Source organism: Amycolatopsis sp. NBC_00355, from assembly GCF_036104975.1.
In the GTDB taxonomy this organism is placed as follows: Bacteria; Actinomycetota; Actinomycetes; order Mycobacteriales; family Pseudonocardiaceae; genus Amycolatopsis.
The window spans coordinates 8,560,368-8,587,313 of the sequence record NZ_CP107982.1 but is presented as its reverse complement, the minus strand read 5'-3'; the positions used below and the strand labels follow the sequence as shown (position 1 = coordinate 8,587,313).

The 26,946-nt window shown below is 70.5% G+C and carries 20 protein-coding genes; 7 read left to right on the top strand and 13 right to left on the bottom strand.

From position 1 onward, the window contains the following. Window positions 1–136: 136 nt before the first annotated feature. Entirely contained in the window at window positions 137–1,615 is a 1,479-nt protein-coding gene (gene gltX, locus OHS18_RS39620; RefSeq protein ID WP_328614254.1) for a glutamate--tRNA ligase, read from the bottom strand. A 104-nt stretch (window positions 1,616–1,719) separates the two neighbouring features. Here gltX and OHS18_RS39615 point away from each other — a divergent pair, with 104 nt between their 5' ends. Next, window positions 1,720–2,958, top strand: a complete 1,239-nt coding sequence (locus OHS18_RS39615) for an FAD-dependent oxidoreductase (RefSeq protein ID WP_328614253.1) — start codon at window positions 1,720–1,722, stop codon at window positions 2,956–2,958. A 66-nt stretch (window positions 2,959–3,024) separates the two neighbouring features. Here the strand turns inward: OHS18_RS39615 and OHS18_RS39610 are convergent, their stop codons facing one another. The 6 genes from OHS18_RS39610 to OHS18_RS39585 all read right to left on the bottom strand — a co-directional run bounded on the left by OHS18_RS39610 (window position 3,025) and on the right by OHS18_RS39585 (window position 13,736). Beyond that, complete coding sequence (locus OHS18_RS39610; RefSeq protein ID WP_328614252.1) at window positions 3,025–3,795, bottom strand: fumarylacetoacetate hydrolase family protein; 771 nt, start codon at window positions 3,793–3,795, stop codon at window positions 3,025–3,027. 5 nt (window positions 3,796–3,800) lie between these two features. Continuing rightward, window positions 3,801–5,432, bottom strand: coding sequence for a citramalate synthase (gene cimA, locus OHS18_RS39605; protein WP_328443685.1), 1,632 nt, complete (start codon window positions 5,430–5,432; stop codon window positions 3,801–3,803). Between the two features lie 1,096 nt (window positions 5,433–6,528). Continuing rightward, entirely contained in the window at window positions 6,529–7,566 is a 1,038-nt protein-coding gene (locus tag OHS18_RS39600; protein WP_328443687.1) for a 3-isopropylmalate dehydrogenase, read from the bottom strand. A gap of 228 nt (window positions 7,567–7,794) precedes the next feature. Further along, the gene (locus OHS18_RS39595) at window positions 7,795–11,157 is read right to left on the bottom strand and encodes a S8 family peptidase (protein WP_328614251.1); all 3,363 of its coding nucleotides are present in this window, start codon (window positions 11,155–11,157) and stop codon (window positions 7,795–7,797) included. Between the two features lie 282 nt (window positions 11,158–11,439). Continuing rightward, window positions 11,440–13,044 carry a phosphoglycerate dehydrogenase gene (gene serA, locus OHS18_RS39590; RefSeq protein ID WP_328614250.1) on the bottom strand — a complete coding sequence of 535 codons (1,605 nt, stop codon included), beginning with the start codon at window positions 13,042–13,044 and terminating at the stop codon, window positions 11,440–11,442. A 128-nt stretch (window positions 13,045–13,172) separates the two neighbouring features. After that, on the bottom strand, window positions 13,173–13,736 hold the full coding sequence (locus tag OHS18_RS39585) for a TetR/AcrR family transcriptional regulator (protein WP_247061917.1): 564 nt from the start codon (window positions 13,734–13,736) through the stop codon (window positions 13,173–13,175). Window positions 13,737–13,822: 86 nt separating this feature from the next. On the opposite strand from OHS18_RS39585, the gene OHS18_RS39580 reads away from it, so the two are divergent. The 4 genes from OHS18_RS39580 (at window position 13,823) to OHS18_RS39565 (ending at window position 18,075) form a co-directional block, all read left to right on the top strand. Further along, window positions 13,823–14,722 (top strand): TIGR03620 family F420-dependent LLM class oxidoreductase, encoded by a 900-nt coding sequence (locus OHS18_RS39580; protein WP_328614249.1) that lies wholly within the window; start codon window positions 13,823–13,825, stop codon window positions 14,720–14,722. Then, window positions 14,719–15,531 (top strand): TIGR03620 family F420-dependent LLM class oxidoreductase, encoded by an 813-nt coding sequence (locus OHS18_RS39575; RefSeq protein WP_328614248.1) that lies wholly within the window; start codon window positions 14,719–14,721, stop codon window positions 15,529–15,531. Before OHS18_RS39580 ends, OHS18_RS39575 begins: the two co-directional genes overlap by 4 nt. A gap of 268 nt (window positions 15,532–15,799) precedes the next feature. Further along, window positions 15,800–17,137 (top strand): ankyrin repeat domain-containing protein, encoded by a 1,338-nt coding sequence (locus OHS18_RS39570; protein ID WP_328614247.1) that lies wholly within the window; start codon window positions 15,800–15,802, stop codon window positions 17,135–17,137. Between the two features lie 68 nt (window positions 17,138–17,205). Then, complete coding sequence (locus OHS18_RS39565; protein WP_328614246.1) at window positions 17,206–18,075, top strand: nuclear transport factor 2 family protein; 870 nt, start codon at window positions 17,206–17,208, stop codon at window positions 18,073–18,075. Here the strand turns inward: OHS18_RS39565 and OHS18_RS39560 are convergent. From OHS18_RS39560 to OHS18_RS39545, 4 genes are all read right to left on the bottom strand, one after another. Beyond that, window positions 18,072–18,350, bottom strand: a complete 279-nt coding sequence (locus OHS18_RS39560) for a DUF397 domain-containing protein (protein WP_328614245.1) — start codon at window positions 18,348–18,350, stop codon at window positions 18,072–18,074. The genes OHS18_RS39565 and OHS18_RS39560 overlap by 4 nt on opposite strands. Before the next feature lie 80 nt (window positions 18,351–18,430). Beyond that, window positions 18,431–19,444: a ketol-acid reductoisomerase gene (gene ilvC / locus OHS18_RS39555; RefSeq protein ID WP_328443706.1), complete on the bottom strand. Its 1,014-nt coding sequence runs from the start codon at window positions 19,442–19,444 to the stop codon at window positions 18,431–18,433. Window positions 19,445–19,476: 32 nt separating this feature from the next. After that, window positions 19,477–19,983, bottom strand: coding sequence for an acetolactate synthase small subunit (gene ilvN / locus OHS18_RS39550; RefSeq protein WP_003080760.1), 507 nt, complete (start codon window positions 19,981–19,983; stop codon window positions 19,477–19,479). Between the two features lies 1 nt (window position 19,984). Beyond that, window positions 19,985–21,781, bottom strand: a complete 1,797-nt coding sequence (locus OHS18_RS39545) for an acetolactate synthase large subunit (protein WP_247064031.1) — start codon at window positions 21,779–21,781, stop codon at window positions 19,985–19,987. Between the two features lie 425 nt (window positions 21,782–22,206). Here OHS18_RS39545 and OHS18_RS39540 point away from each other — a divergent pair, with 425 nt between their 5' ends. Together OHS18_RS39540 and ilvD are read left to right on the top strand one after the other, a co-directional pair. Then, window positions 22,207–22,656, top strand: a complete 450-nt coding sequence (locus tag OHS18_RS39540; protein WP_328443718.1) for a PH domain-containing protein — start codon at window positions 22,207–22,209, stop codon at window positions 22,654–22,656. 103 nt (window positions 22,657–22,759) lie between these two features. After that, window positions 22,760–24,604, top strand: a complete 1,845-nt coding sequence (ilvD, locus tag OHS18_RS39535; protein WP_328614244.1) for a dihydroxy-acid dehydratase — start codon at window positions 22,760–22,762, stop codon at window positions 24,602–24,604. Window positions 24,605–25,346: 742 nt separating this feature from the next. Here ilvD and OHS18_RS39530 read toward each other — a convergent pair. Continuing rightward, complete coding sequence (locus OHS18_RS39530; protein ID WP_328614243.1) at window positions 25,347–25,925, bottom strand: DoxX family protein; 579 nt, start codon at window positions 25,923–25,925, stop codon at window positions 25,347–25,349. Between the two features lie 50 nt (window positions 25,926–25,975). Next, window positions 25,976–26,884 carry a 2-hydroxyacid dehydrogenase gene (locus OHS18_RS39525; RefSeq protein ID WP_328614242.1) on the bottom strand — a complete coding sequence of 303 codons (909 nt, stop codon included), beginning with the start codon at window positions 26,882–26,884 and terminating at the stop codon, window positions 25,976–25,978. Window positions 26,885–26,946 lie beyond the last annotated feature (62 nt).

Genomic DNA, 26,946 nt, shown 5'->3' with positions numbered 1-26,946 from the left:
CCGGGGTGCCAAAGCGAAATCCACCCAGTGAGGCTAGGGCAACGGCAGCGTTCGCGACGCTGCCAAAGAGGTGATTGCCACTCGCCTGTTCCGGCGCAGTCGCTCTACTCCCAGTTGGCGAACCGTCTTCTTTCGGTTATCCGACCATTGCGCGGCGCAGGCGTCCCAATGAGACGTCGCGGCCGAGCAGCTCCATCGATTCGTACAGCGGCGGGGAAACGGTCCGCCCCGTGATGGCGACCCGGACCGGCGCGAAAGCCTTGCGGGGCTTGAGACCCAGACCGTCCACAAGCGCGTCTTTCAGCGCCTGCTCGATGGCCGCGGTCTCCCAGGACGGCAACGCCTCGAGCGCCGAGAGCGCGGCTTCGAGCACCGGCTGCGCGGCTTCGCCGAGGTTCTTCGCCGCCGCGTCCTCCTCCGGCGCGAACGTCTCTTCGCCGGTGAACAGGAAGCGCACCATGGGAGGCGCGTCCGAAAGGACCGTGACGCGCTCCTGCACCAGCGGCGCGATCGCGCTCAATCGCGTGAGCTGCGCCTCGCTGGGCGCGTCCGGCAGGACGCCCGCCGTGACGAGGTAAGGCGTCACCCGGCTCACGAATTCGGCCGCCGGCAACGCCCGGACGTGCTGGCCGTTGATGGCTTCGGCCTTCTTGACGTCGAAGCGCGCCGGGTTGGCGCTGACCTTCGTGACGTCGAAGGCCGCGACCAGCTCCTCGACCGAGAACACGTCACGGTCGTCGGCGATGGACCAGCCGAGCAGGGCCAGGTAGTTCAGCAGGCCCTCGCGGATGAAACCGCGGTCGCGGTAGTTGAAGAGATTCGACGAAGGGTCGCGTTTGGACAGTTTCTTGTTGCCCTCGCCCATGACGTAGGGCAAATGGCCGAACTGCGGCGTGAACTCCGCCACGCCGACGCGCTCCAGCGCCGCGTACAGCGCGATCTGCCGCGGCGTCGAGGGCAGCAGGTCCTCACCGCGCAGCACGTGCGTGATCTTCATCAGCGCGTCGTCGACCGGGTTGGTCAGGGTGTAGAGCGGCTCGCCGTTGGCCCGCACCAGCACCGGGTCCGGGATCGTGTTCGCCGGGAAGGTGATGTCGCCGCGCACGAGGTCGGTCCAGCCGAGGTCGGCGTCCGGCATGCGCAGCCGCAGCACCGGCGCGCGACCTTCGGCGCGGTAGGCGGCGCGCTGCTCGTCGGTGAGGTCGCGGTCGAAGTTGTCGTAGCCCAGCTTCGGGTCCAGGCCCGCGGCCTTGCGCCGGGCCTCGACCTCGTCGTTGGTCGAGAACGCCTCGTACAGCTCCCCCGCTTCGAGGAGCTTCGCGGCGACGTCTGCGTAGATCGCGCGACGCTCGCTCTGGCGGTACGGCCCGTACTCGCCGCCGGCCTCGGGGCCCTCGTCCCAGTCGATGCCGAGCCAGCGCAGCCCGTCGAGCAGCTGCTCGTACGACTCCTGCGAGTCGCGCGCGGCGTCGGTGTCCTCGATCCGGAACACCAGCTTGCCCTGGTTGTGCCGGGCGAAGGCCCAGTTGAACAACGCCGTGCGGATCAACCCGACGTGCGGGGTGCCGGTCGGCGAAGGACAGAAGCGCGCGCGAACCACCGATGTCTCACTCATAGCCCGATCAGCGTATCCGTCGCCACATCGCTTGACGCACGGACCAGGGCGGGTGCACCCTCATCTTATTCAACACACGATGAATAGATGGGGAGATGGTGGAGATGACCGAGCGCACGGGCTGCGTCGTCATCGGTGGCGGGCCGGCCGGAGTGGTCACGGGGCTGCTGCTGGCCCGGGCCGGCGTCGAGGTGACGGTGCTGGAGAAGCACGCCGACTTCCTGCGGGACTTCCGCGGCGACACCGTCCACCCGTCGACCCTGACCCTGCTGGACGAGCTGGGGCTCGGCGAGAAGTTCGACGCGCTGCCGCACAGCGAGCTGTCGTCGGCGGGCTTCCCGCAGGAGAACGGCGAGGTGATGAAACTGGCCGACTTCACCCGGCTGAAGGTCCCCCACCCGTACATCGCGATGGTGCCGCAGTGGGACTTCCTCGACCTGCTCGCCGAGAGCGCGCGCAAGGAGCCGACGTTCGTCCAGCGGATGGAGACCGAGTGCACCGGGCTGGTCCGCCAGCAGGGCCGGGTCGTCGGCGTCACCTACCGCACGGCGGCCGGGGAGACCGGCGAAATCCGCGCCGACCTGGTGATCGCCGCCGACGGCCGGTGGTCGGTGGCCCGCCGCGAGGCCGGTCTCGTGCCGCGCGAGTACGACTGCCCGTTCGACGTCTGGTGGTTCCGGCTCTCCCGCGCGGAAGGCGACGTCGACGGCGTGCTGCTGCCGAAGATGCGCGACCGGCGCTTCGCCGTCCCGCTCCCCCGGCCCGGCTTCTTCCAGGTCGCCTACCTCGGCCCGAAGGGCGACGACCTGCGGCAGCAGGGCATCGAGGCGTTCCGCGAGAACGTCGCGCGGATCTGCCCCGAGTTCGCCGGCCGGGTGCACGAGCTGCAGACCATGGACGACGTGAAGTTCCTCGACGTGCGGCTCAACCTGCTGCGGCGGTGGCACGTCGACGGCCTGCTCTGCATCGGCGACGCGGCGCACGCGATGTCGCCGATCGGCGGCGTCGGCATCAACCTGGCGGTGCAGGACGCGGTCGCGGCGGCGACGCTGCTGGCCGAGCCGCTGCGGCGCGGCCGGGTTTCGCCGGCGGACCTGGCGAAGGTCCGTTCGCGGCGGCTGCTGCCGACGTTGCTGGTGCAGGGGCTGCAACGGCTGCTGCACCGGACCGTGGTCCGGCAGGTCATGGCGGGCAAGCGCAACGGCCCGCCGGCGCCGATGATCAAGCTGTTCGCGAGGTTCCCGCGGCTGTCGTACGTCCCGGCCCGGCTGCTGGGCCTGGGCCTGCGCCCGGAGCACGCCCCGGCCTACGCCCGCCGCCCGATGGAGCCGGTGCGGCGGTAGTCCCCCGGAAAGCCGTGAATGGCCCATCAAGGGACTCAGAGTCCCTCGATGGGCCATTCACGGACTTCAGCTGCTTTCGACCGGGTTGGTCAGGGTGCCGATGCCCTCGATGGTGATCGAGACGGTCTGGCCGCTCTCGATCGGGCCGACACCCTCGGGGGTGCCGGTGAGGATGACGTCGCCGGGCAGGAGCGTCATCACGCCGGAGACGAACTCGACCAGCTCGGGGATCTTGTGCACCAGGTCGGAGGTGCGGGCGTCCTGCTTGAGCTCGCCGTCGACCTCGGACCGCAGCGCCAGGTCGGACGCGTCGAGCGACGTCTCGATCCACGGCCCGAGCGGGCAGAACGAGTCGTAGCCCTTGGCGCGGCCCCACTGGCCGTCGGACTTCTGCAGGTCGCGGGCGCTGACGTCGTTGGCCACGGTGTAACCGAGGATGGCGCTCGCGGCGCGCGCGGCCGGCACGTTCTTCACCGGCTGGCCGATCACGATGGCCAGCTCGCCCTCGAAGTCGACGCGGCCGACGCCGGACGGGCGGCGGATGGCGGCGTTCGGGCCGATGACCGACGTCGACGGCTTGATGAACAGCATCGGGGCGCTGGGCACCTCGTTGCCGAACTCGGCCGCGTGCTTGGCGTAGTTGCGGCCGACGGCGATCACCTTGGACGGCAGGATCGGCGCGAGCAGCCGGACGTCGGCCAGCGGCCACCGCTTGCCGGTGAAGTTGGGCTGGCCGAACGGGTGCTCGGCGATCTCCAGGACCTGGGCGTCGTCACCGTCCCCTTCGACCGAAGCGAACGCGACTCCACCGGGATGAGCAATACGGGCTAGGCGCACACCGATCAGTCTACGTGCGCCCCGCCCGTGCCCGGCGTTACGGTGGTGCTCTTGTGGACCAGCGCGTCGCAGAGGGCCAGCCAGCTGGCCTCGACGATGTTCCCGTGCACCCCGACCGTGGTCCATTCGCGTTCGCCGTCGGTGCTTTCGACGAGCACGCGCGTGACGGCGTCGGTGCCGGGGTGGCCCTGCAGGATCCGGACCTTGTAGTCGGCCAGGTCCACACTGTCCAACCAGGACAGGTGCGGGCTCAGGGCCTTGCGCAGCGCGGCGTCGAGTGCGTGGACCGGGCCGATGCCCTCGGCGGTGGCGATGACGCGCTGGCCGCCGACGTGCACCTTGACCGTCGCCTCGGAGACGACCTCGGCGTCGGCGCGGTGGTCGAGCACCACGCGGTAGGACTCGAGCTCGAACGGCGCCTCGGCCGGGACGTCGGCCTCCTGGCGCAGCAGGAGTTCCAGGGAGGCGTCGGCGGCTTCGAAGGACCAGCCCTCGGCTTCGAGGCGCTTGACCTTCGTGATGGCGCTCGTCAGCGCTTCGGGCCGGCCGGCAAGGTCGACCCCGAGCTCACGTCCCTTGAGCTCGAGGCTGGCCCTGCCGGCCATCTCGGTGACCAGTACCCGCATGTCATTGCCGACAGAAGACGGATCGATGTGGTTGTACAACAACGGATCCACCTTGATCGCGCTCGCGTGCAGTCCCGCCTTGTGAGCGAAAGCCGACGCCCCTACGTAAGCCTGGTGGGAGTAGGGGGCGAGGTTGGCGATTTCGGCAAGGGCATGGGAGACCCGGGTGAGTTCGGCGGCGCCTCCGGTCGGGAGGACGTCCATGCCGAGCTTGGTCACCAGGTTTCCCGTCACGGCGAAGAGGTCGGCGTTGCCGGCCCGCTCCCCGTAACCGTTGGCGGTGCACTGGACGTGCGTCACGCCGGCCTGCACCGCGGCGACGGAGTTCGCCACGGCGCAGGAAGTGTCGTCCTGACAATGGATCCCGAGCCGGAACCCGGTCTTGTCCTTGACGGTCCCGACGGTCTCGGCGAGCCCCAGCGGCAGCTGGCCGCCGTTGGTGTCGCAGAGCACGAGGACGTCGGCCCCCGCGTGGCCGGCGGCGTCGAGGACCCTCAGTGAGGTTTCGGGGGAATACGCGTAGCCGTCGAAGAAGTGCTCGGCGTCAAGGAAAACGCGGCGACCCTCCCTCACGAGGAATCCGACGGTGTCCCGGACCATCGCGCAGGCCTCGTCGACGTCGACGCGCAGGGCACGTTCGATGTGGCGCAGATCGGACTTCGCGACGAGCGTGATGACCGGAGCTTCGCTGTCGAGCAGCGCGCGCACCTGCGGATCGGCGTCGGCGGTGGTGCCGGCCTTGCGGGTCGCGCCGAACGCGACGAGCGCCGCGTGCTTCAGCGTCAGCTCGCCTTTCGCGGCACGGGCGAAGAACTCCGTGTCCTTGGGCAGCGCGCCCGGCCAGCCGCCTTCGATGAACCCGACGCCCAGTTCGTCCAGCAGCCGCGCGACGGCCAGCTTGTCCTGGACGGAGTAGGAGATGCCCTCACGCTGCGCACCGTCGCGCAGGGTCGTGTCGTAGAGGTGGAAGGCATCGCCGAGGGGGGTATCGGCGGGCTCCGTGCGGGTCACGGTCGGTCTCCTCGATGCGGTGGGGCTGTTTCAGGCAACAAAAAAACCTCCCGCAGGGTGCGAGAGGTTGCGCGCCGGGAGCTCTTGTGGAGCTATCGTCCGGCGCGCTCGATGATAATGATCGCGAAGCTGGTCATGGTCGCATCATGCCACAGGCTTTCGACGGAAGTCCACAACCTGGGCCAAGCTCCCACCATCCGGGACACAACCGGGCCGGCCAGTGCCACGCTCGGGTCGTCCGCGACGCCGAGCACCGCACGAACGGACCGTTCGCGACCGAACCCACACCGACGGCCCATTCGCGGCACCACCACGACATCGTCACCGGGCACCCCCACACACATCGTCCGCCGCAAGGCGGTCTACGAGCCTGGCGGGACGCGATCGTGCGCACAGACGGCTTCGACGTCGTACAGCGCTCGGCAAAGCCCCACCCGACCCCCGTAACCGACAAGCGCGACGCTCACCCCTCGCCTACCGCTCGTCGCAAGTCCGTGAAGGCCTCCTTGAGGGACTCTATGTCCCTCAAGGAGGCCTTCACGGACTTGCCTGCACCACCACGAAACGCGAGCAGCACGGCGGCGGGGCGGCTGGGGCGGCGCGGTCACGGCAAAGCCGTGAATGGCACATTGAGGGACTCTGAGTCCCTCAATGTGCCATTCACGGCTTTGCCCGGGTCAGCTGCGGGCCGTGCGTTCAGCAGGGGCGGACTCGCGTCCAGAGCGCGATCGTCGACGTCCGCTCGGCAGCCCTGGGCGATCTTGAACTCCCTGAGGCCGTAACCCGTCGCCGCCAGGTCGAGCTCCGGCGGGATCCCGCGTCGGCCAGGCGGTCAAGGCACGCCTGACTGGCGCCCCGAGGCGGCCGCACTCCCCAGGCGCGGGGCGGACCAGATCAGCGCCAGCGGCCCGTTCACCATCACCTGAGCACGACCGGACCGCTCGCGCCGCCGAGCACACCACGACCGGCCCGTTCGCCATCCAACCCGCACCACCAGAGCCCGCCCCCGCCACCAGCGCGCGAAAGGGACATCCCCAGGCACGAAAAAGCCCCGCACCACCAGGGTGCGGGGCTCCTCCAAGAGCAGAAAGCGTTCTCAGCCGGTACGCACGTTCGACGACACGAGCGCCGCCAGCCGGTCACCGATCGCCGTCGTGGCACCCGGCGACGCCTGGTCCCGCGTGGCCAGGTCAAAAGCCACCGAAGCCTCGATGCGCCGCGCCGCTTCCTTCTGGCCCAGGTGGTCCAGCAGCAGCGCCACCGACAGCACCGCGGCCGTCGGGTCGGCCAGGCCCTGGCCCGCGATGTCCGGGGCCGAACCGTGGACCGGCTCGAACATGCTCGGGTTGCGGCGGGTCATGTCCAGGTTGCCGCTCGCCGCGAGGCCGATGCCGCCGGTCACCGCGGCCGCGAGGTCCGTGATGATGTCGCCGAACAGGTTGTCCGTCACGATGACGTCGAACCGGGACGGGTCGGTCACCAGGTGGATCGTCGCCGCGTCCACGTGCGAGTAGGCGACCGTCACCTCCGGGTGCTCCAGCGAGACCTCTTCGACGATCCGCGACCACAGCGACCCGGCGAACGAGAGCACGTTGGTCTTGTGCACGAGCGTCAGGTGCTTGCGCGGCCGCGCCTCGGCGCGGTTGAACGCGTCCGCGACCACACGACGTACGCCGAACGCCGTGTTGACGCTGACCTCCGTCGCGATCTCGTGCTCGGTGTCCTTGCGGATCAGGCCGCCGGTACCCGCGTACGGGCCTTCGGTGCCTTCGCGCACGACGACCATGTCGACGTCACCGGCGTCGGCCAGCGGTCCCCGGACACCCGGGTACAGCCGCGCCGGGCGCAGGTTGACGTGGTGGTCCATTTCGAACCGCAGACGCAGCAACAGGCCGCGCTCCAGGATTCCGCTCGGCACCGTCGGATCGCCGACCGCGCCCAGCAGGATGGCGTCGTGCTGGCGAAGCTCGCCCAGCACCGACTCCGGGAGCAGCTCACCGGTCGCGTGCCATCGCGCGGCGCCGAGGTCGTAGTTCGTGATCTCCGCCGTAGGTGCCACTTCACCGAGCACCTTCAACGCCTCGGCGACCACCTCGGGCCCGATCCCGTCTCCTGGGATCACCGCGAGCCGCATCCACACACCTCCGTCGACCAGGCCACCGGACGCACCGATGGCCCACCGCAACAAAACGCCAGCAGCCGGAAGGTTACCGGCCGTAGACAAATGGCCGTAGCCGCACCACCCTTATGCCGCATCCTCCCGCAGGGTGAGACACCCGATTGGGTGAATAACAGTGGGGCGCCCCCGGCGGATACCCGCCGGAGACGCCCCTGAACCTGCACAGATCGATCTTCCGACCCGCTACGAGCGGCCCGCCCCGATCGGCTGACGGTCATTCCCCGGCCGGGCACCCTGGGCCGCATCCACCTTGACCACGTTGGCCCGGTTCCCCGCGGCGTTGTGGTGCTCGATGGCGAGCAGCCCGAGCGCGTTGTCGGCCGCGGCCGACGCCGCGTTCCGGGTGACGACCAGCGCCGTACCCGGCTTCGCGACGTAGCCCAGCGCGGCGTCGCCGCCACCCTGGACCGCGTAGCCCGGCGCGAGCGCGTCGAACGACAGCGGCGTGCCGACGTAGTCGATCAGCCCGTTCGTCGTGCCCGGAGCGACGTAGTAGCCGCTGACGCCCACCGTGTAGGAGATGCGGTGGGTGTCGGCGGTCGCGTCGATGCCCAGCGCGGCCAGCGAAACCGGCAACGTGATCACGTTGGTGTCGAACACGTTGGTGTCGACGTCGCCGAGCTGCCCGTTGACGGCCTGGATGTCGACGGTCGGGAAGCCCGGGGTCAGCGCGACCGTGACCGCGATCAGGACGTCGGTCGCCGTCGCCTTGGTCACGTAGGTCTCGAAGTCCGGCGTGCCGTCCCCGGTCGTGTCGATGTCGACGAACGGCGACGTGTTGCTGCCGATGTTCGCCCAGTCGCTCCAGGTGGACAGGCCGAACGCGAGGATCGCGTTCTCCGGCTCACCCTGCGCCTTCGCCAGCGGCGCGGTGGAAGCCGCGCCGATGTAGCGGAGGTCGCCGCCCTTCGCGGTCCGGTTCACCGTGCAGTCGGTGATCACGTCCGCGTCGCACTCGGCCAGCTGCGGGGACTCCGCCTGCAGCTCGAGCACGCTGATCAGCGAGCGGTAGCGCTGCGCGCCCGTTCCCTGGTCCACACCGCGACCGGTCAGGTTCAGCACGGCCTGGGTGGCGTCCGGCCCGAACTTGACCGACGCCGGCGTCGAAATCGCCGAGACCGGCTTCGGCGCCGCGTAGACCGAAACCCGCAGCGGCACCTTCGCCCCGCTCTTCGGGGTGAAGGCGACGCGGCCGGAGGCGTCCGCGACGAACTGGCGGGCGAGCCCGGCCTGGACGGCCTGCATGGTCGGGTCCATCACCTTGCGCAGGGCCTTCGGGTCGGTGATCTTCAGCGTCACCTTGACCTTGGCGGTGCCGCGCGGCGAGAGCTTCACCGACGGCGTGTCCACTGTGTACTCGACGCCCGGCAGCGCGTTGACCGCCTGGTAGGCCACCGAGTACTCGACCGGCGTGACACCCTTGTTGACCAGCTTGATCGTCTTCGACAGCGTGACGGGGCCACCGGCCTCGACCGTGCCGAAGCTGACGCTGACCGCGCCCGGGTCGTCCTGGACGTAGGCGAGCACCTGGTTGTCCAGCGCCGCCTTGGCGTCGATCCGGCCGCTGCCGACGCGCTGCGGCGCGAAGGTGTGGCCCGCGCCGTCGGTGACGTCGTGGCCGGCGGTGTCGATGACCGAGGCCTTGACCTCCTCGACCGACCAGTCCGGGTGGGACTGGCGGACCAGCGCCGTGATGCCCGTGGTGTGCGGGGCGGCCATCGACGTGCCGGACAGCACGGTCCGGCCGTTGCCGCTGCCGCGGAACGCCGAGGTGATCGTGTCACCGGGGGCGGCCACGTCCGGCTTGAGCGCCGGGCCGCGGGTGCCGCGCGAGGTGAACGAGCTCGGGGTGTCGACGATCTTCTTGTCGTAGGTCTGGATCGACGCGCGACCGGTGCCGTAGAGGCGCACCTGCAGCGTGCCCGCGGTCAGCGACGCGCGCAGCGGCGCGGTCGCGGAGCCGGTGAACTGGAACATCGGGATCGCCGCGTTGCCCGCGATGCCCGCGCTGAAGTGCTCCAAAGTGGACGACAGGAGCACGCCCTTGGCGCCGGCGGCCTGGGCGTTGTTCGCCCGGACGGCCGAACCGCACGCGCGGGTCGAGTCGTTGTCGTCCCACTCCAGCCAGACGAACTTGCCGGCCGCCTTCGCCTTGTCCGCCGCGGAGTACGCCGCGCAGCCCGCGTTGTTCGCGCCCGCCAGGGCGACGACCGGGGCCGTCAGGTTCAGCGTGTCGTAGCCGGTGTAGCTCTGGCTGTACTGGCCGGTCTTCGGGCCCTTGACCGCGCTGGGCGCGGTGACGTCGGCGGCGTCCCGCAGGACACCCGCGTCCCGCGTGCTGGCTACAGTGAGCGCCTCGGGCGTGTTACCCGGGGAGCCGGCGATGTCGTTGATGTCGCCGCCGTTGCCCGCGGAGATCACCGGGAGCACGTTGTTCGCGGCGAGCTTGCGCACGAACAGCGAGTCCGGGTCGTCCGGCGCGCCGAAGTCGGAGCCGAGCGACAGGTTGACGATGTCGAGGTGGTCGGTGAAGTCACCGTCGCCGTCCGGGTCGAGCGCCCAGTCCAGCGCCTGCGAGGTCACGTTGGTCGAGCCTTCGCAGCCGAACACCTTGATGGCGTAGAGGAGCGATTTCGGCGCCGTGCCCGGGCCGATCTGCATCGCGTCGACCTTCTTGGCGTCGAGCTTCTTGTAGTCGCCCTTGAAGGTCTTGCCGTCGGCGGTGACGCCGAAGCCGCCGATGGTGCCGGCGACGTGCGTGCCGTGCTCACCGCAGGCCAGCGGGTTCGGGTCCGGCGCCGGGGTGGTCTTGCCGGGCGTCGCGGCGTCGTAGTCGTTGCCGACGAGGTCGGTGCCGCCGACCACCTTCGCGCTCGGGAACAGCGGGGTCGGCTTGGTGCTGTCGACGCTCTTGTAGGCCGCCTGCGTGCCGGGGCCGCCGAAGTCGGCGTGGGTGTAGTCGATGCCGTCGTCGATGACGCCGACGCGGACGCCGTCGCCGAACTTGCCGGTCTGCTGCCACGCGGCGAGCGTGTTGGTCAGCTGCTCGGCGCTGGCGTTGGTGCGGGTCTTCGGCACGACCGTCCGCACCGAGACGACGTCCGCGCGCTTCGCGACTTCACGCAGCTTCGCGGCGTCGGCGGTGACGACCACGCCGGGAACGGCGTTGGCGGTCTGGGTGACGACCTGCGGCTTGGCGTCGGCCGAGCGCAGCTGGCCGAGCACGGAGGTCACCGCGGCGGCGGTGTCGTCCTTCGCGGCGCGGGCGGCCCGCTTCGCCTGGTCCTTGCCCTGCGGCCGGGCCGCGGTGAACGCGTCGACGGCGGGCTTCTTGGCCAGCTCGACGAACGCGGTGACGCGGCCCTGCGCGGCGGCCAGGCGCGGCGCGACCTTGCCCTGCAGCTTGGCGTCGTCGATCTTCGCCGGCGTGACGCCGTCGGCGAGCGGTGCCTCGGCCGCGGTCGCGACCGGCGCCCCGAGCGCGGCGACCAGCACGACGGCGAACGCCGCCGTCATGGCTCGCGCGGGTAAGCGGGATCTGCTCATGAGTGGGCCCCTTACTCGAGGTCTGGACCCGAACCTGCCTGCCGCTCCTGGCACCCCCGACGGTGAAGCACGGCAACCGCGCCGTGCCCTCGACGACGCGTGGTTCAACCTCGCGGGGAGAACTTAATGCCCCAAAACACCTACTTAGGTAGGCAAAGAAGTCCGTTATGTGAATGTGATTGCGGTTCCGGACCCCGCGGTGGCCGGGCAAACTGAATCCTCGCCGGACGCACGAAGGCCCCCTCGCCGAATGCGGCGAAGGGGCCTTCAGGGCCGGAGACGTCAGTTGAAGTCGACGGCGCGGATCGTGTGCGCACCCACCGCGGCGCCGATCGGCTCCAGCAGGTGCGCGTCGATGTGGCGGTCGACGCGCAGCAGCATCACGGCGTCGGAGCCGTCGGTGGTCTGGCTGATCTGCGCGGCCTCGATGTTGATGCCGGCTTCGCCGAGCAGCGTGCCGACGCGGCCCATCACGCCCGGGCGGTCCGGGTACTCGACCAGCAGCACGGTGCCCTCGGCGCGCAGGTCGAACCCGCGGCCGTTGACCTCGACGAGCTTCTCGGCCTCGTCCTTGCCGGTGACCGAGCCGGACACCGTCAGCGTCGCGCCGTCGGCGTGCACCGCGCGCAGGGTGACCAGGTTGCGGAACTTCGGGCTCTCCGACTCCGTGGTCAGCTGCACCTGGACGCCGAGCTTCTCCGCGAGCTGCGGCGCGTTGACGAACGTGACCTGGTCCTCGACCACGCCGGTGAACACCCCGCGCAGGGCGGCCAGCTGCAGCACCGAGGTGTCCTCGGCCGACAGCTCGCCCTTGACGACGACCTCGACCGACGTCGGCGCCTTCGGGTTGAGCGCGGTGAGCAGCGTGCCGAGCTTCTGCACCAGCGACAAGTACGGGCGCACGTGCTCGCCGACCGCGCCGCCGCCGGAGACGTTCACCGCGTCCGGCACGAAGTCGCCGCGCAGGGCCAGCAGCGTCGACTTCGCGACGTCGGTGCCCGCGCGGTCCTGCGCCTCGGCCGTGGAGGCGCCCAGGTGCGGGGTGACGACGACGTTCTCCAGCTCGAACAGCGGGCTGGACGTGGTCGGCTCGGTGACGAAGACGTCGACGCCGGCGCCGCCGACGTGGCCCGAGCGCAGCGCGTCGGCCAGGTCCTGCTCGACGATCAGCCCGCCGCGGGCGGCGTTCACGATGATGACGCCCGGCTTGGTCTTCTTCAGCGCCTCGGCGTCGATGAGGCCCTTGGTCTCCGGCGTCTTCGGCAGGTGGATGGAGATGGCGTCGGCGCGGGTCAGCAGCTCGTCGAGGGTGACGAGCTCGATGCCCAGCTGCGCGGCGCGCGCGGCCGAGACGTACGGGTCGTACGCGATGAGCTTCGCGTCGAAAGCGGCGAGACGCTGCGCGAACAGCTGGCCGATCTTGCCGAGGCCCACGACACCGACGGTCTTGCCCTGCAGCTCGACACCGGAGAACGAGCTGCGCTTCCACTCGCCGCCGCGCAGGCTCTGGTCGGCGGCCGGGATGCGGCGCGCGACGGCCAGCAGCAGCGCCACGGCGTGCTCGGCGGCGGAGACGATGTTGGACGTCGGGGCGTTCACGACGAGGACACCACGCTCGGTGGCGGCGGGCACCTCGACGTTGTCCAGGCCGACCCCGGCCCGGGCGACGACCTTGAGCTGGGTCGTGGCGGCGAAGACCTCGGCGTCGACCTTGGTGGCGGACCGGACCAGGAGCGCGTCGGCGCTCTTCACCGCCTCCAGCAGCGCGGCTCGGTCCGTGCCGTCGACGTGCCGGACCTCCACCTCGTCACCGAACACACTCAGCACGGAGGGGGCGAGCTTCTCCGCGATGAGGACAACTGGACGTTGGAGACTGGGCTTGCTCACGATGCTGCTCCCACTATCTGGTCACTTCCAGGACGTTCATATGTGTCGACAGACGGTCTCAGCACGTCGTTGTGCGGCAGTCGAGCGGGAGTTTAACGCGCAGGAGCACGTCCTGGCTTCCCACGGTGTTAACTCGCTCGTAATCCCTCGAAAACAAGAGCCAGCAGGCGCTGCATGCCCGCGTCGCCGGGCAGGTGCGGCCCCGCCCAGGATGCCGCGTGCAGCAACAGAAGCAGTTCGTGCGTGGTGACGTCCGCGCGCAGCTCCCCCGCCGCCTTCGCGCGTTCCACCAGCTGGGACGCCGCGTCCCGCATGGCGTGACACGAAGCGTACAAGCGGGACGTCTCGTCGTTGAGCGCGTCGGCCGTCAGCTCGGCCAAGCCTCGGAAGGTGCCGGTGGTGTCGCCGAGCCCGAGCAGCCACGCCTGCAGCGCGTCAAGGGGCGCCGGGTCGGTGAGCAGCTCGCGGGCCCGCTCGGCCTGGCCGTCGAACCGGGCCCGCAGGAGGGTCTCGAGCAGGGCGTCGCGGGTCGGGAAGTGCCGGTAGAGCGTGCCGATGCCGACGCCGGCCCGGCGGGCGATGTCCTCCAGCGACGCCTCGACGCCGTGTTCGGCGAAGGCGCGCTGCGCCTCCTCAAGGAGGCGTTCGTAGTTGCGGCGGGCGTCCGCGCGCATCGGCTTGACTTCGGTCATCGCCCCGCCGAGCTTACCGGGTAGCCAATCGGAGGCTGCCTCCGTATATTAACCGGAGGCAGCCTCATATTACTGGAGGGACGAGGATGACCCTGATCGAAGAAACCCGGGCCCGGCTCGGCGCCATCGGCGCCTGGCTGCCGAGTGCCCCGCTGGCCCCGCCGCCGGACGTCGAGCGCGCGGCCACCCGCCGGCTCGCCGAGCTCGGCTACCGCTCGGTCTGGAGCGGTGAAGGTCCCGGCTCGCGCGAGGTGTTCGCCCACTTCGGCGACCTGCTCGCGTCGGTGCCGGACGTCGTGCTCGGCACCGGCATCGCCAACCTCTGGGCCCGGCCCGGGGTGACCGCCGAGAAGGGCGGCGCCACCCTGGCCCAAGCGCACCCCGGCCGGTTCGTGCTCGGCGTCGGCGTCGGGCACGCGTTCCAGGCGGCGAAGGCCGGCGAGGAGTACCGGCCACTCGACCGGATGCGCGCCTATCTGTCCGAAATGGACGCCATTGCCGCGGAAAACCCTTCACCGGTGGCGTTTCCGCGTGTGCTGGCCGCCGTCGGGCCGAAGATGCTGGAACTGTCGCGCGACCACGCCGACGGCGCGCACCCGTTCGCCCAGCCGGTCGGCCACACGCCGTACGCCCGGGAGATCCTCGGGCCGGACAAGCTGCTGATCCCGCAGCAGACGGTGCTGCTCGGGAAGCGCGAGGACGCCCGCGAAAGCGTCCGGAAGCGGGTGGCGCTCTCGCGTGAGCACCACGTCAAGGCGTATCTCGCGGGCTGGAAACGGCTCGGCTACAGCGATGCCGACATCTCCGGCCCGAGCGACCGGTTCGTCGACGACCTCGTTTTGTGGGGTGACGCGGGAACCATCGCGAAACGCCTGGACGAGCTGCTCGACGCGGGCGCGGACCACGTGCTGCTGACGCCGGCCGCGGCCACCTTCGACTCCACAGTGGACATCCTGGCCGAACTGGCCCCGGCGGTGCTCCGATGAGCGTCGGGATCTGGCAGTTCTTCGACGGCGACCCGATCGACGAGCTGCGGCGGACCGCCACCGAGGTCGAAGAGCTGGGCTTCACGCAGCTGTGGTTCGGCGAGTACGCCGGGCGGGAAGCGTTCACCCAGGCGGCGCTGCTGCTCGCGGCGACGTCGGAACTCGTGGTGGCCACCGGGATCGCCCGCTTCGACCAGCGTTCCCCGCTCGCGGCGGAGGGAGCCGTCCGGGCCTTGGGCGAGGCCTACCCGGGCCGGTTCATCGCGGGCATCGGCGGGCACCGCCCGGGCACGCGGCCGCTGGCCGCGATCCGCGACTACCTGGACGGCATGGACGCGGCCGAGCTGCCCGGGCAACCGCAGCCGTCTCCCCGGCCACTCAGGCTGCTCGCGGCGCTCGGCCCTCGCGCTCTCGACCTGTCGGCCGAGCGGGCGGACGGCGCCCACCCGTACTTCGTCCCGCCGGAGCACACGGCGCTGGCCCGGGAGCGGCTCGGCCCGGGCAAGTACCTGGCCGTCGAGCAGGCCGTGGTCCTGGACAGCTCGCGGGAGGTGGCCCGCGAGCACGTCGCCGGGTACGTGAAGCTCGCCGCGCACCACCGGGCGAACCTCCGCCGGCTCGGCTTCACCGACGAGGACCTGGCCGACGGCGGCAGCGACCGCCTGGTCGGCGCCCTCGTCGCGGTCGGCGGGCAGCAGGCGGCGGACCGGATCCGGGCCCACCTCGACGCCGGCGCCGACCACGTCTGCGTCCAGGTCCTGGCCCGCACCAAGGACTCCTACCGCAGATTGGCCGACCTCCTCCCGTGATCACAGGGTCGACACGCGTGATTGGGGAGTCGACACGGCACCGAATGTCCCCTTTCGCCGTGTCGACCCTCCAATCACGCGTGTCGACCCTCCCATCACGCGTGCTGACCCTTCCATCACGCCGAGGTACGCTGGCGGGACGCGGTGAGGGCCGCGTCCCGTCCGCGGAAAGGGCCGAGCCCACCCCCGCAGCACCGCACCACCAGCTCCGCACCTTCTTTCCTGCCCGGTGCCGGCGGACCACGGGCGACGAGGGAAGGAAGGCACCATGGGCACCTTGCCCGCCAACCCCAGCCTGGACCAGCTCCGAAAGCGCGCGAAGGACCTCGCGCGCGCCGAAGCCGTGAAGCTGTCCGAGGCGCAGTTCCGGATCGCCCGGGAGCACGGTTTCCCGAGCTGGCCGAAGCTGCAGGCGTACGTCCGTCGCGTCGCCGAGCACGGCGAAACCCTGCAGCACCCGTACCACCAGGACGTCCACTACTACGCCGGGCGCGCGCTCGGCCTGCTCGCGTCCGCCGAAGACGGGACGCCCGGGGCGCGGGAGCCGTTCGACCGCTGGAACCAGCCGTTCACCCGGGACGGCGCCCGCGCGGTCGTCGCCCGCGAGCACGGTTTCGTTTCCTGGAAGGCACTTCGCGAGCACATCAAGTCGCTTGTGGACAGTGGTGAGCCGTTCGCCCGGGCGTACCGCGCGGTCGAGGCGCGGGATCCCGGCGTGCTGGCAACACTGCTCGCCGGGTTCCCCGGGCTCGTCACCGCCCGCGGCACCAACGGCAACGACCTGCTCGGCATGGCCGGCGCGACCGGCGACGAGCGGCTCAGCCGGGTCCTGCTGGACCACGGCGCGGACCCGGCGCGCGGCAACGTCCACGGCTGGACGCCGCTGCACCAAGCCACTTACAGCAACCAGGCGCGGCTCGTCGACCTCCTGCTCGACGCGGGCGCGCCGGTCGCCGTCTCCGCGCGCGGAGACGGCGGCACTCCCCTGGTCGTCGCCTTGTTCTGGGGCCACCGCGAGGCTGCGGAGAAGCTGGCGGCGCGGGATCTCGCCCCCGGCAACCTGCGCGTCGCGGCCGGGCTCGGCCACGCCGCGCTCCTCGACGAGCTGCTGAAACCGGACGGGACGCCGACTGCGGCGGCCGGCGCCCATCGCGGGTTCTACCGCCCGCACAGCGGCTTCCCGGCCTGGCGCCCGGGCGACGACCCGGCGGAGGTCCGCGACGAGGCCCTGGCCTGGGCGGCGCGCAACGACCGCGCCGACGCCCTGCGCACGCTCGTCGCGCGCGGCGCCCGCCTCGACGCCGACGTCTACCGCGGCACGGCCCTGACCTGGGCGGCCGCGTCCGGCAAGCTCGCGGCGGTCCGGACGCTGCTCGACCTCGGCGCCGACGTGAACCACGCGGGCACGTTCGGCGGGCCGAACCACGGTGAAGGCGCCACCGCCCTGCACCTGGCGGCGCAGTCCGGGCACCTCGACGTGATCCGGGTGCTCGTCGAAGGCGGCGCCGACCTCACCGCGCGGGACGCGCTCTTCGACAGCACACCGGAGTCCTGGGCCGAGCACTGCGACCAGCCGGCCGCGAAGGAGCTGCTGGCCGACCTGTAGACAACCGGAGTCTGTAGTCCGTATCGTCGAGACGGACTACAGACTCCGTTTTGTCCCTGGGAGGATTTGTGACCACACCCCGCGACGTGTTCGCCGCGCTGTCCGACGGCATCTCCGAAGGACGGTTCGGCGAGCTTTCCGCGCTCTACGCCGAGGACACCGTCGTCGAACATCCCCAGGCCGTGCCGCGGCCGACCCGCCTCACCGGCCGCGCGGCGGTCCACGAGCGGTTCGCCGGCACGCTCGCCGGGATGGTCCGGCTCAAGCGCAAGAACGTCGTCGTCCACGAGACCACCGACCCCGAGGTGATCGTCGCCGAATACGACTACGACGCCGAGTCGGTCGAGACCGGCAAGACCGACGTCACGGCCAACATCCAGGTCCTGCGGATCCGCGACGGCCTGATCGTCGGATCCCGCGACTACCACGACTACCTGCGGCTCGCCGCGATCCGCGATGGCGTCGAACAGCTGCCGAAGGCCTACGAACAGGCGCCGCCACGCGAACTCTCGCCGGTCACCCAGGAGAGCGCGGGCACCGTGTTCGAGCGGCTCGTGTTCGGCGTCGCGGGCGCGCGGTGGGACGAGCTGCCGGAGCTGTACGCCGAGAAAACCCACGTGACGCACCCGTTCCTGCCGGGCTCGGGTGTGGTGCGGACCCGCGACGAGCTGCGCGCGCACTTCGAGGCCGGGAAGGCGCTCAACCCCGGCTTTTCAGTGGCGGACCTGGTCACCTACCAGACCACCGACCCGGAGGTGCTGATCGGCGAGTTCGCCTACCAGGGCGAGCACGGCGGCCGCCCGGTGCGGATCGCGAACATCTTCGTGATGCGGATCCGCGACGGCCTGATCGTCGAGTCCCGCGACTACGGCGACCACCTCGCCGTCGCGGGTGACACCGGGACGATCCCCGCGTTGGCCGCCCGCCTGGGTTCCTAAGCCTCTTCGAGGTCTTGGGGCAGCGTGAACTCGCCGTCGCGGACGCCCTTGAGGAACGCGTCCCACTCCGACGGGGTGAAGACGAGGATCACGCCCTCCGGATCCGGCGACTTCCGCATCGCGGTGTAGGTGACGCCGTCGGTGTGCGAGATGAACACGTACTCGACGCACTCGTCGAGGGTGACACCCTCCGGCTCGGCCCGGATCCACTCGGCGTCGGTGAAGTCCAGCTGGTCCCGGAGGTGCGCCTTGTCGTCGGCCGGCTGCTCACTCATGCCATCAGCGTAACCACCCAGGCACCGAACGCAGTGAAGGGGACGTCCGGCTCGGACGTCCCCTTCACGGTCTACGAAACTCAGGCGGTCTCGGTGATCGGCCGGTCCACCCACGACATCAGGTCGCGCAGCTTCTTGCCGGTCGCCTCGATCGGGTGCTGGTTGCCCTGCTCCTCGAGCTTGGTGAAGTTCGGCCGGCCGGCCTCGTCCTCGGCGACCCATTCGCGGGCGAACGTGCCGTCCTGGATCTCGCCGAGGATCTTCTTCATCTCTTCCTTGACCGCTGGCGAGATGACGCGCGGGCCGCGGGTCAGGTCGCCGTACTCGGCGGTGTCGGAGATCGAGTAACGCTGGCGCGCGATGCCGCCCTCGTACATCAGGTCGACGATCAGCTTCAGCTCGTGCAGCACCTCGAAGTAGGCGATCTCCGGGGCGTAACCGGCCTCGGTGAGCACCTCGAAACCGGTCTGCACCAGCGCGGACGCGCCACCGCAGAGCACGGCCTGCTCGCCGAAGAGGTCGGTCTCGGTCTCCTCGGTGAAGGTCGTCTTGATGACACCGGCGCGGGCGCCACCGATGGCGGCCGCGTAGGAGAGGGCGAGCGCCTGGGCGTTGCCGGAGGCGTCCTGCTCGACGGCGATGAGCGCCGGGACGCCCTTGCCGTCGACGAACTGGCGGCGGACGAGGTGGCCCGGGCCCTTCGGGGCGACCATCGCGACGTCGACGTTGGCCGGCGGCTTGATCAGGTCGTAGCGGATGTTGAAGCCGTGCCCGAAGAAGATCGCGTCGCCGTCCTTGAGGTTCGGCGCGATGTCCTGCTCGTAGATGTGGCGCTGCTTGGTGTCCGGCGCCAGGATCATGATCAGGTCGGCTTCGGCCGACGCCTCGGCCGGGGTGAGCACGCGCAGGCCCTGCTCCTCGGCCTTCGCCCGCGACTTGGACCCCTCGGGCAGGCCGATGCGGACGTCGACGCCGGAGTCGCGCAGGCTCAGCGAGTGGGCGTGGCCCTGGCTGCCGTAGCCGATGACAGCGACCTTGCGCCCCTGGATGATCGAGAGGTCGGCGTCGTCGTCGTAGAAAATTTCCACTGCCATGGGGGTACTGCTTCCTTTCCTGACTTACTTCGTTAACGCGGTGAAGTGGCGGTGATGGAACGGGCGCCCCGCCCCACCGCGACCATGCCTGACTGCACCAGCTCGCGGATGCCATAGGGCTCCAGCATCCGCAGCAGCGCACCGATCTTGTCGGACGTCCCGGTGGCTTCGACGGTGAGTGCCTCCGGGGAGACGTCGACCACCTTGGCCCGGAAGAGCTGGACGGTTTCGAGGACCTGGCTGCGCACGGTGTTGTCGGCACGCACCTTGACCAGCAGCAGTTCGCGCTGCACGGCGGTCGACTGCTCCAGCTCGACTATTTTGATCACATTGACCAGTTTGTTGAGCTGCTTGGTCACCTGCTCGAGCGGTAGCTCTTCGACGGCGACCACGATCGTCATGCGGGACACCTCGGGGTTCTCCGTGGGCCCGACGGCGAGGGACTCGATGTTGAAACCGCGGCGGGAGAACAGGCCCGAGACGCGCGCGAGCACACCCGGCTTGTTCTCGACCAGGACACTCAGCGTGTGGACGCTCATCTCAGCGCTCACCCTCCCCAGCGGCTTCCGCGGCGGCCTCGGTCGTCTCCACCGAAACCTCATCGTCGTCGAACAGCGGCCGGATGCCCCGGACCGCCATGATCTCGTCGTTGCCGGTGCCGGCCGCGACCATCGGCCACACCTGGGCATCCTTCCCCACGACGAAGTCGATCACGACGGGGCGGTCGTTGATCTCCATCGCGCGGCGGATGGTGGCGTCGACGTCTTCCTTCGTCTCGCAGCGCAGCCCGGCGCAGCCCAGCGCCTCGGCGAGCAGCACGAAGTCCGGGATGCGGTGCTTGTGCGTGCCGAGGTCGGTGTTGGAGTACCGCTCCGAGTAGAAGAGGTTCTGCCACTGCCGGACCATGCCCAGGTTGCCGTTGTTGATGACGGCGACCTTGATCGGCGCGCCCTCGATGGCGCAGGTGGCCAGCTCCTGGTTGGTCATCTGGAAGCAGCCGTCGCCGTCGATCGCCCACACCTGGGTGCCGGGGACGCCGAACTGCGCGCCCATCGCCGCCGGCACCGCGTACCCCATGGTGCCGAGGCCGCCGGAGTTGATCCAGGTGCGCGGGTTCTCGTACTTGACGAACTGCGCGGCCCACATCTGGTGCTGGCCGACACCGGCGGCGTACACCGCGTCCGGGCCGACGATCTGGCCGATCCGCTCGATGACGTACTGCGGCGACAGCGAACCGTCGTCCGGCCACTCGTAACCGGCCGGGTAGTTCTTGCGCCAGCCGTCGGCCTGGGTCCACCAGTCGGTGAGGTCGGGCTTGCCGCCGTGGTCGAATTCGGTCTGCACGGCCGTGATCAGCTCGCCGATGATCTCCTTGCAGTCGCCCACGATCGGGACGTCCGCCTTGCGGTTCTTGGAGATCTCGGCCGGGTCGATGTCGGCGTGCACGATCGCGGCGTCCGGCGCGAACGACGACAACTGGCCGGTGACGCGGTCGTCGAAGCGGGCGCCGAGCGCGATCAGCAGGTCGGCGCGCTGCATCGCGGCGACCGCGGCGACCGTGCCGTGCATCCCCGGCATGCCGAGGTGCTGCGGGTGCGAGTCGGGGAACGCGCCGCGCGCCATCAACGTGGTGACGACGGGGATGCCGGTCAGCTCGGCGAGCTGCTTCAGCTGCTCGTGTGCTTCCGCCTTGATCACGCCGCCACCGACGTACAGCACCGGGCGGCGTGACTTCGCGACGAGCTTCGCGGCTTCGCGGACCTGCTTGCCGTGCGGGCGCAGCGTCGGGCGGTAACCCGGGAGCCGCAGCTCGGTCGGCCAGGAGAACGAGGTCATCTCCTGCAGCACGTCCTTGGGGATGTCCACCAGGACCGGGCCGGGTCGGCCCGTCGACGCCAGGTGGAACGCCTCGGCGATGGTCCGCGGGATGTCCGCGGGGTCCGTGACGAGGAAGTTGTGCTTGGTGATCGGCATGGTGATGCCGCAGATGTCGGCTTCCTGGAATGCGTCGGTGCCGATCAGCGCCCGGCTCTGCTGGCCGGTGATGGCCACGACCGGGACGGAGTCCATGTTCGCGTCGGCCAGCGGGGTGACCAGGTTGGTCGCGCCGGGACCGGAGGTGGCCATGCAGACGCCGACCTTGCCGGTGGCCTGCGCGTAGCCGGTGGCGGCGTGGCCGGCGCCCTGCTCGTGGCGGACCAGGATGTGGCGGACCTTCGTGGAGTCCAGCAGCGGGTCGTAGGCGGGCAGGATGGTGCCGCCCGGAATCCCGAAGACCACCTCGGCGCCGACCGCCTCGAGCGAGCGCACGAGCGACTGCGCGCCGGTGACGCGCACCGGGGTTCCCGCCGGCGGCGCCGGCTTCGGACGTGCTCCTGGCGCGCCGGGCGCCGGGCCCGGCTTCGTCGGGTTTGTGGCACTGGTCATCGGTTCTGCCTCGTGGGTCTCGGTGTCACTCGTTCGGGTCGGTTTTGTGCGGTGGGGCCGGGAATCGCTTCCCTCGGGCAACAAAAAACCCTCGCCGACCGTAAGGTCGCACGAGGGTCGCGCGTCGACGCAGCGGAAAGACTTCCCTAAGCGTCGACGCGCTTGGGAAGTACGAGGCCGGTCAGCGGTGTCACGACGCTGACGCTAGTCCGAAGGTCTCTCGAGTGTCAACTCTGCGGGACGGTGAGTCCGCATGGTGGACACCGGCGCGGCGCGTGTCACGTCCGCGCGGACCCGGTTCCCGGTGCTCGCGCCGGGCGGTGCACCATTTCGGCGTGGCCGAAAAAGAGCAGGACGAAGGCCGGAAGGCCGTCTTCCGCATCCCCCGCACGTCGTTCATGGCGATCGCGCTCCTGACGATCTGCGTGACGCCGATCGCCCTCGGGGAGATCCCGTACCTGCAGTGGCTCTACGTCTTCCCGATCGCGCTGGCGGTGTTCGTGATCCGCACCCGCACCGTCGCGACCCGCAAGGGCCTGGCGACGCGCACGATGTTCGGCCACCGTGACGTGCCGTGGTCGGCGTTGAAGGGCCTGGCGATCACCAAGCGGGCCCGCGTCCAGGCGGTGCTGACCGACGACACGAAGGTGCCACTGCCGACCGTGCGGACCCGCCACCTGCCGGTGTTGTCGCTGGTCAGCGAAGGGCTGGTCGCCGACCCGAGCGGACTGCTGGACACCCAGGACGTCGAGCCCGCGAAGCCCGAGACGTCGCCCAGCGAGTAACCCCGGCGGCGAAGCAGCCTCGTGAAGGTCTAAATTGGTAGGACCAGTTTCGCCGGAGCGTCCCGAACCTCCGCCTGGCCACCATCCGACCTGGGAGTTCGCCGTGCCGCCTCTCCGTTCCCGGACCACCACCCACGGCCGCAACGCGGCGGGCGCCCGCTCGCTCTGGCGCGCCACCGGCATGACCGACAGCGACTTCGGCAAGCCGATCGTCGCGATCGCCAACTCCTACACGCAGTTCGTGCCCGGCCACGTGCACCTCAAGGACCTCGGCGAGATCGTCGCCGGCGCGGTCAAGGAAGCCGGCGGCGTCGCGCGCGAGTTCCACACGATCGCCGTCGACGACGGCATCGCGATGGGCCACTCCGGCATGCTCTACTCGCTGCCCTCGCGCGAGATCATCGCCGACTCGGTCGAGTACATGGTCAACGCGCACCAGGCCGACGCGCTCGTCTGCATCTCCAACTGCGACAAGATCACCCCGGGCATGCTCAACGCCGCGATGCGGCTGAACATCCCGGTCGTGTTCGTCTCCGGCGGCCCGATGGAGGCCGGCAAGGCCGTGGTCGTGGGCGGCGTCGCGCAGGCCCCGACCGACCTGATCACCGCGATCGCCGCGTCGGCGAGCCCCGAGGTGGACGAGGAAGGCCTCGACATCGTCGAGCGTTCCGCGTGCCCGACGTGTGGTTCGTGCTCCGGCATGTTCACGGCGAACTCGATGAACTGCCTCACCGAGGCCCTGGGCTTGTCCCTGCCGGGCAACGGCTCGACGCTGGCCACGCACGCCGCGCGTCGCGCGCTGTTCGAGGAAGCCGGCCGGACGGTCGTCGAGCTCTGCAAGCGCTGGTACGAGCAGGACGACGACTCGGCGCTGCCGCGCTCGATCGCGTCGAAGGCGGCGTTCGAAAACGCGATGGCCCTCGACATGGCGATGGGCGGCTCGACGAACACGGTGCTGCACATCCTCGCCGCCGCCCAGGAGGGCGAGGTCGACTTCACGATCGCCGACATCGACGCGATCGGCCGCCGGGTGCCCTGCCTGTCCAAGGTGGCGCCGAACTCCGACTACCACATGGAAGACGTCCACCGCGCCGGCGGAATCCCGGCGATCCTGGGCGAGCTGTACCGCGGCGGGCTGCTCAACACCGGCGTCCACTCGGTGCACTCCCCCGACATCGAGTCCTGGCTTTCCGCCTGGGACATCCGCGCGTCGTCGCCTTCTGAGACCGCAGTGGAGCTGTTCCACGCGGCACCGGGCGGAGTCCGCACGACGCAGGCGTTCTCGACGGAGAACCGCTGGTCGTCGCTGGACACGGACGCCGCGGGCGGCTGCATCCGCGACGTCGAGCACGCGTACACGAAGGACGGCGGCCTGGCGATCCTGCGCGGCAACCTCGCCGAGAACGGCGCGGTGATCAAGTCCGCGGGCATCGACGAGGAGCTGTGGCGCTTCGAAGGCCCGGCGCGGGTGCTGGAGAGCCAGGAGGAGGCCGTGTCGGCGATCCTCAAGAAGGAGATCCAGCCGGGCGAGGTGCTGGTCATCCGCTACGAGGGCCCCGCGGGCGGCCCGGGCATGCAGGAAATGCTGCACCCGACGGCCTTCCTCAAGGGCTCGGGCCTGGGCAAGAAGTGCGCCCTGATCACCGACGGCCGCTTCTCCGGAGGTTCGTCGGGCATCTCGGTGGGCCACATCTCCCCGGAAGCGGCGGCGGGCGGCCTGATCGCGCTGGTCGAAAACGGCGACCGGATCCTGCTGGACGTCCACGAGCGCCGGCTGGAACTGCTGGTGGACCCGGAGGTCCTGGCGGAGCGCCGGTCGAAGATGGAGACGTCCGAGCGCCCGTGGCAGCCGAAGGACCGCGAACGCCCGATCACGGCGGCCTTGCGCGCGTACGCCCGCATGGCGACATCGGCCGACACGGGCGCGGTCCGCGACCCGAACAAGTAACCGCGCCAAGCGCGAGCCGGCGGAGGCGCGGGGCGTTATCGCCATCCTGCGCAAGAAGGCCAAGACGGGCGCGGAAGAGCGGGATCGCACGGCGCGCGAGGTGAAGGCGCTGCGCGGCCGCATCGAGGAGCTGTCGGCGGTCGACGTCGCCTGCCTGCAGGAGCCTGGCTTGAGCTAACGATGGCCTCTCCCGTTCCGTCGGGGCGGTCGACGTCGCCTGCCTGGATTGAGCCAACGAAGGCCGCCCCCGTTTCGTCGGGGGCGGCCTTCGCGCTGTCGGAGTGTCGCCTTCGCCGTTCACCTGGCCGGCCTTCGCCCGTCGGCTACGCCTTTGCGGTACCCCGGAGATGGCCTTCGCATCGGCGAGAGCGTTCTTCACCGCTCCCGGCGGCAACTTTCGCGCTGTCGCGGACGGCTTCAGCCATTCCTCGCGGCCGGCCTTCGCGCGATCAGGCACTTGCCCAGTCGGTCACCGCATATTCGAACCGGCGGCCACCACTCCCAGCCGACCGTCGCCGATCCCAGGATGTCCTCCTACCCACCGGAGCCGACCTCCGCGGAACCGCCCCCGTCGCAAGATCGCGTTGAGCTCCCCCCGCCTGCGGGGGTACCCCCGTTTTCCACGCTACCGGCGACCACCGACAACTCCCGGCCCACACAGCCAAGTTGTCCACAGCCCGCAAACCGGATCAGCAGTTGTCCACAGTCCGCGATCCAGGCCAGGACGTCGTCCCCAGGGTCTTCAGCGGGTCAGCACGATGACCACGACCGAGGCCGCCGCGGCCAGCAGCAGCGAGACCAGCCCGAGCGGCAGCGGCCGCCGTCGCCACGGGGTGTTCCGCTCCAGCGAAATCGGTCCGGCCCCGGTGAACAGCAGGCTCAACGCGGAAAGACCGAGCACCAGCTCGAACTCGAAGCCCTGGCCCTGCCCCTCGAAGAACCCGCCGTGGAACTTCGCGTACACGGCGTTCGCGGCCACCCCCAGCAGCCCCGCCGCGGCCAGCGGCGTGAACAACCCGACGACCACGAGCACACCGCCGGCGAGCTCCGTGACGCCGGTGATCCACGACAGGAGCGTCGTCTGCTTGTGGTAGCCGAACGTCTCCAGCACCCGCGCGAACCCACCGATACCGGGCCCGCCGAACAGGCCGAACAGGTGCTGCAGGCCGTGCGCCCCCATGGTCACGCCGAGCGCCAGCCGCAGGATCAGCAGGCCGAGCCCGAGCCCGCCCTGGCGGGGGCCGTCGTCGGCCGGCCCGTTGTCCTCGACACCCGACAGGACGCTGGTGGGCTGCTGCGAGAAGTCGTCTGCACTGGTCACGCGCGAAGGGTAGGGGATCCGCGCGGGCCTGGCGAGGCAGCGCGCCGCGCTCAGTACTCCCCGTGCACCAGGTTGTCCGGCAGCTCACCCCCGGCGTACCGCGCGATCTCGGCCGCGGCGACGGCGTACGACCGCCCGCGCACGCCACGCACGGTCCCGCCGACGTGCGGGGTCAGCAGCAGCCCCGGCGCGGTCCACAGCGGATGACCGGCAGGCGGCGGCTCAGGATCGGTGACGTCGAGCGCGGCCCGCAACCGGCCCGTGGTCAGTTCGGCGACCAGGGCGTCGGTGTCCACGACGCTGCCTCGCGCCACGTTGACCAGCACCGCACCGTCCCGCATCTCGGCCAGGAACTCCGCGTCGACCATCCCGCGGGTACGCGAGGTCAGCGGCACCATCAACACGACGGCGTCGTGCAGGCCGAGCAGCCCAGGCAGCTCCTGCACGCCGTGCACGCCGTCCCGGGCGGTCAGCCCGACCATGGTGCAGCGCGTGTCGAACGGTTCGAGCCGCCGCCGCAGGTGCTGCCCAAGGTCGCCGGCCCCGATCACGAGGACGCGCTTGCCCTGCAAAGTGTCGGCGGTCTGCCGCGCCCAGCGGCCCTCGCGGCGCGCGTCGGCGAAGACGTCGAGTTTGCGATAAATCGACAACAGCACGGCGACGACCCACTCGGCGGTGCTGCCGCCGTGCGCGCCGCGGCAGGTGGAGAGCAGGACGCCGTCGGGCACCTTGCCGACCCAGTCCTCGGCGCCGGCGGACAGCAGCTGGATCAGCTTCAAGTTCGGCAGCGCACGCCACAGCTCGTCGCCGGCGCGGTGTTTGCCGGGGATGAGCACCTCGGCCTTCGCGGCCTCGGGCGGCACCGGCTCGCCCGCCTGGTAGCGCACCGGGAGCACCCGCGGCACCTCGGCCAGCACGGACAGCCCTTCGTCGTCGGGCACCAGCACGGTCAGCGTCATGATCGCCACGGTAATGGAGGAGTACTCACCCATGGTTCACGTACCGGCCCCTAGGCTGGGGG

Excerpts from the sequence above, each read along its gene's own strand:
- OHS18_RS39585 (WP_247061917.1), bottom strand. The coding sequence starts at position 13,736 with ATGACCGAAGTCAAGCCGATGCGCGCGGACGCCCGCCGCAACTACGAA.
- OHS18_RS39525 (WP_328614242.1), bottom strand. The coding sequence starts at position 26,884 with ATGACGCTGACCGTGCTGGTGCCCGACGACGAAGGGCTGTCCGTGCTG.
- OHS18_RS39575 (WP_328614248.1), top strand. The coding sequence starts at position 14,719 with ATGAGCGTCGGGATCTGGCAGTTCTTCGACGGCGACCCGATCGACGAG.
- OHS18_RS39600 (WP_328443687.1), bottom strand. The coding sequence starts at position 7,566 with ATGCGGCTCGCGGTGATCCCAGGAGACGGGATCGGGCCCGAGGTGGTC.
- gltX (WP_328614254.1), bottom strand. The coding sequence starts at position 1,615 with ATGAGTGAGACATCGGTGGTTCGCGCGCGCTTCTGTCCTTCGCCGACC.
- OHS18_RS39560 (WP_328614245.1), bottom strand. The coding sequence starts at position 18,350 with ATGAGTGAGCAGCCGGCCGACGACAAGGCGCACCTCCGGGACCAGCTG.
- ilvN (WP_003080760.1), bottom strand. The coding sequence starts at position 19,983 with ATGAGCGTCCACACGCTGAGTGTCCTGGTCGAGAACAAGCCGGGTGTG.
- OHS18_RS39570 (WP_328614247.1), top strand. The coding sequence starts at position 15,800 with ATGGGCACCTTGCCCGCCAACCCCAGCCTGGACCAGCTCCGAAAGCGC.
- OHS18_RS39580 (WP_328614249.1), top strand. The coding sequence starts at position 13,823 with ATGACCCTGATCGAAGAAACCCGGGCCCGGCTCGGCGCCATCGGCGCC.
- OHS18_RS39595 (WP_328614251.1), bottom strand. The coding sequence starts at position 11,157 with ATGAGCAGATCCCGCTTACCCGCGCGAGCCATGACGGCGGCGTTCGCC.
- OHS18_RS39615 (WP_328614253.1), top strand. The coding sequence starts at position 1,720 with ATGACCGAGCGCACGGGCTGCGTCGTCATCGGTGGCGGGCCGGCCGGA.
- ilvC (WP_328443706.1), bottom strand. The coding sequence starts at position 19,444 with ATGGCAGTGGAAATTTTCTACGACGACGACGCCGACCTCTCGATCATC.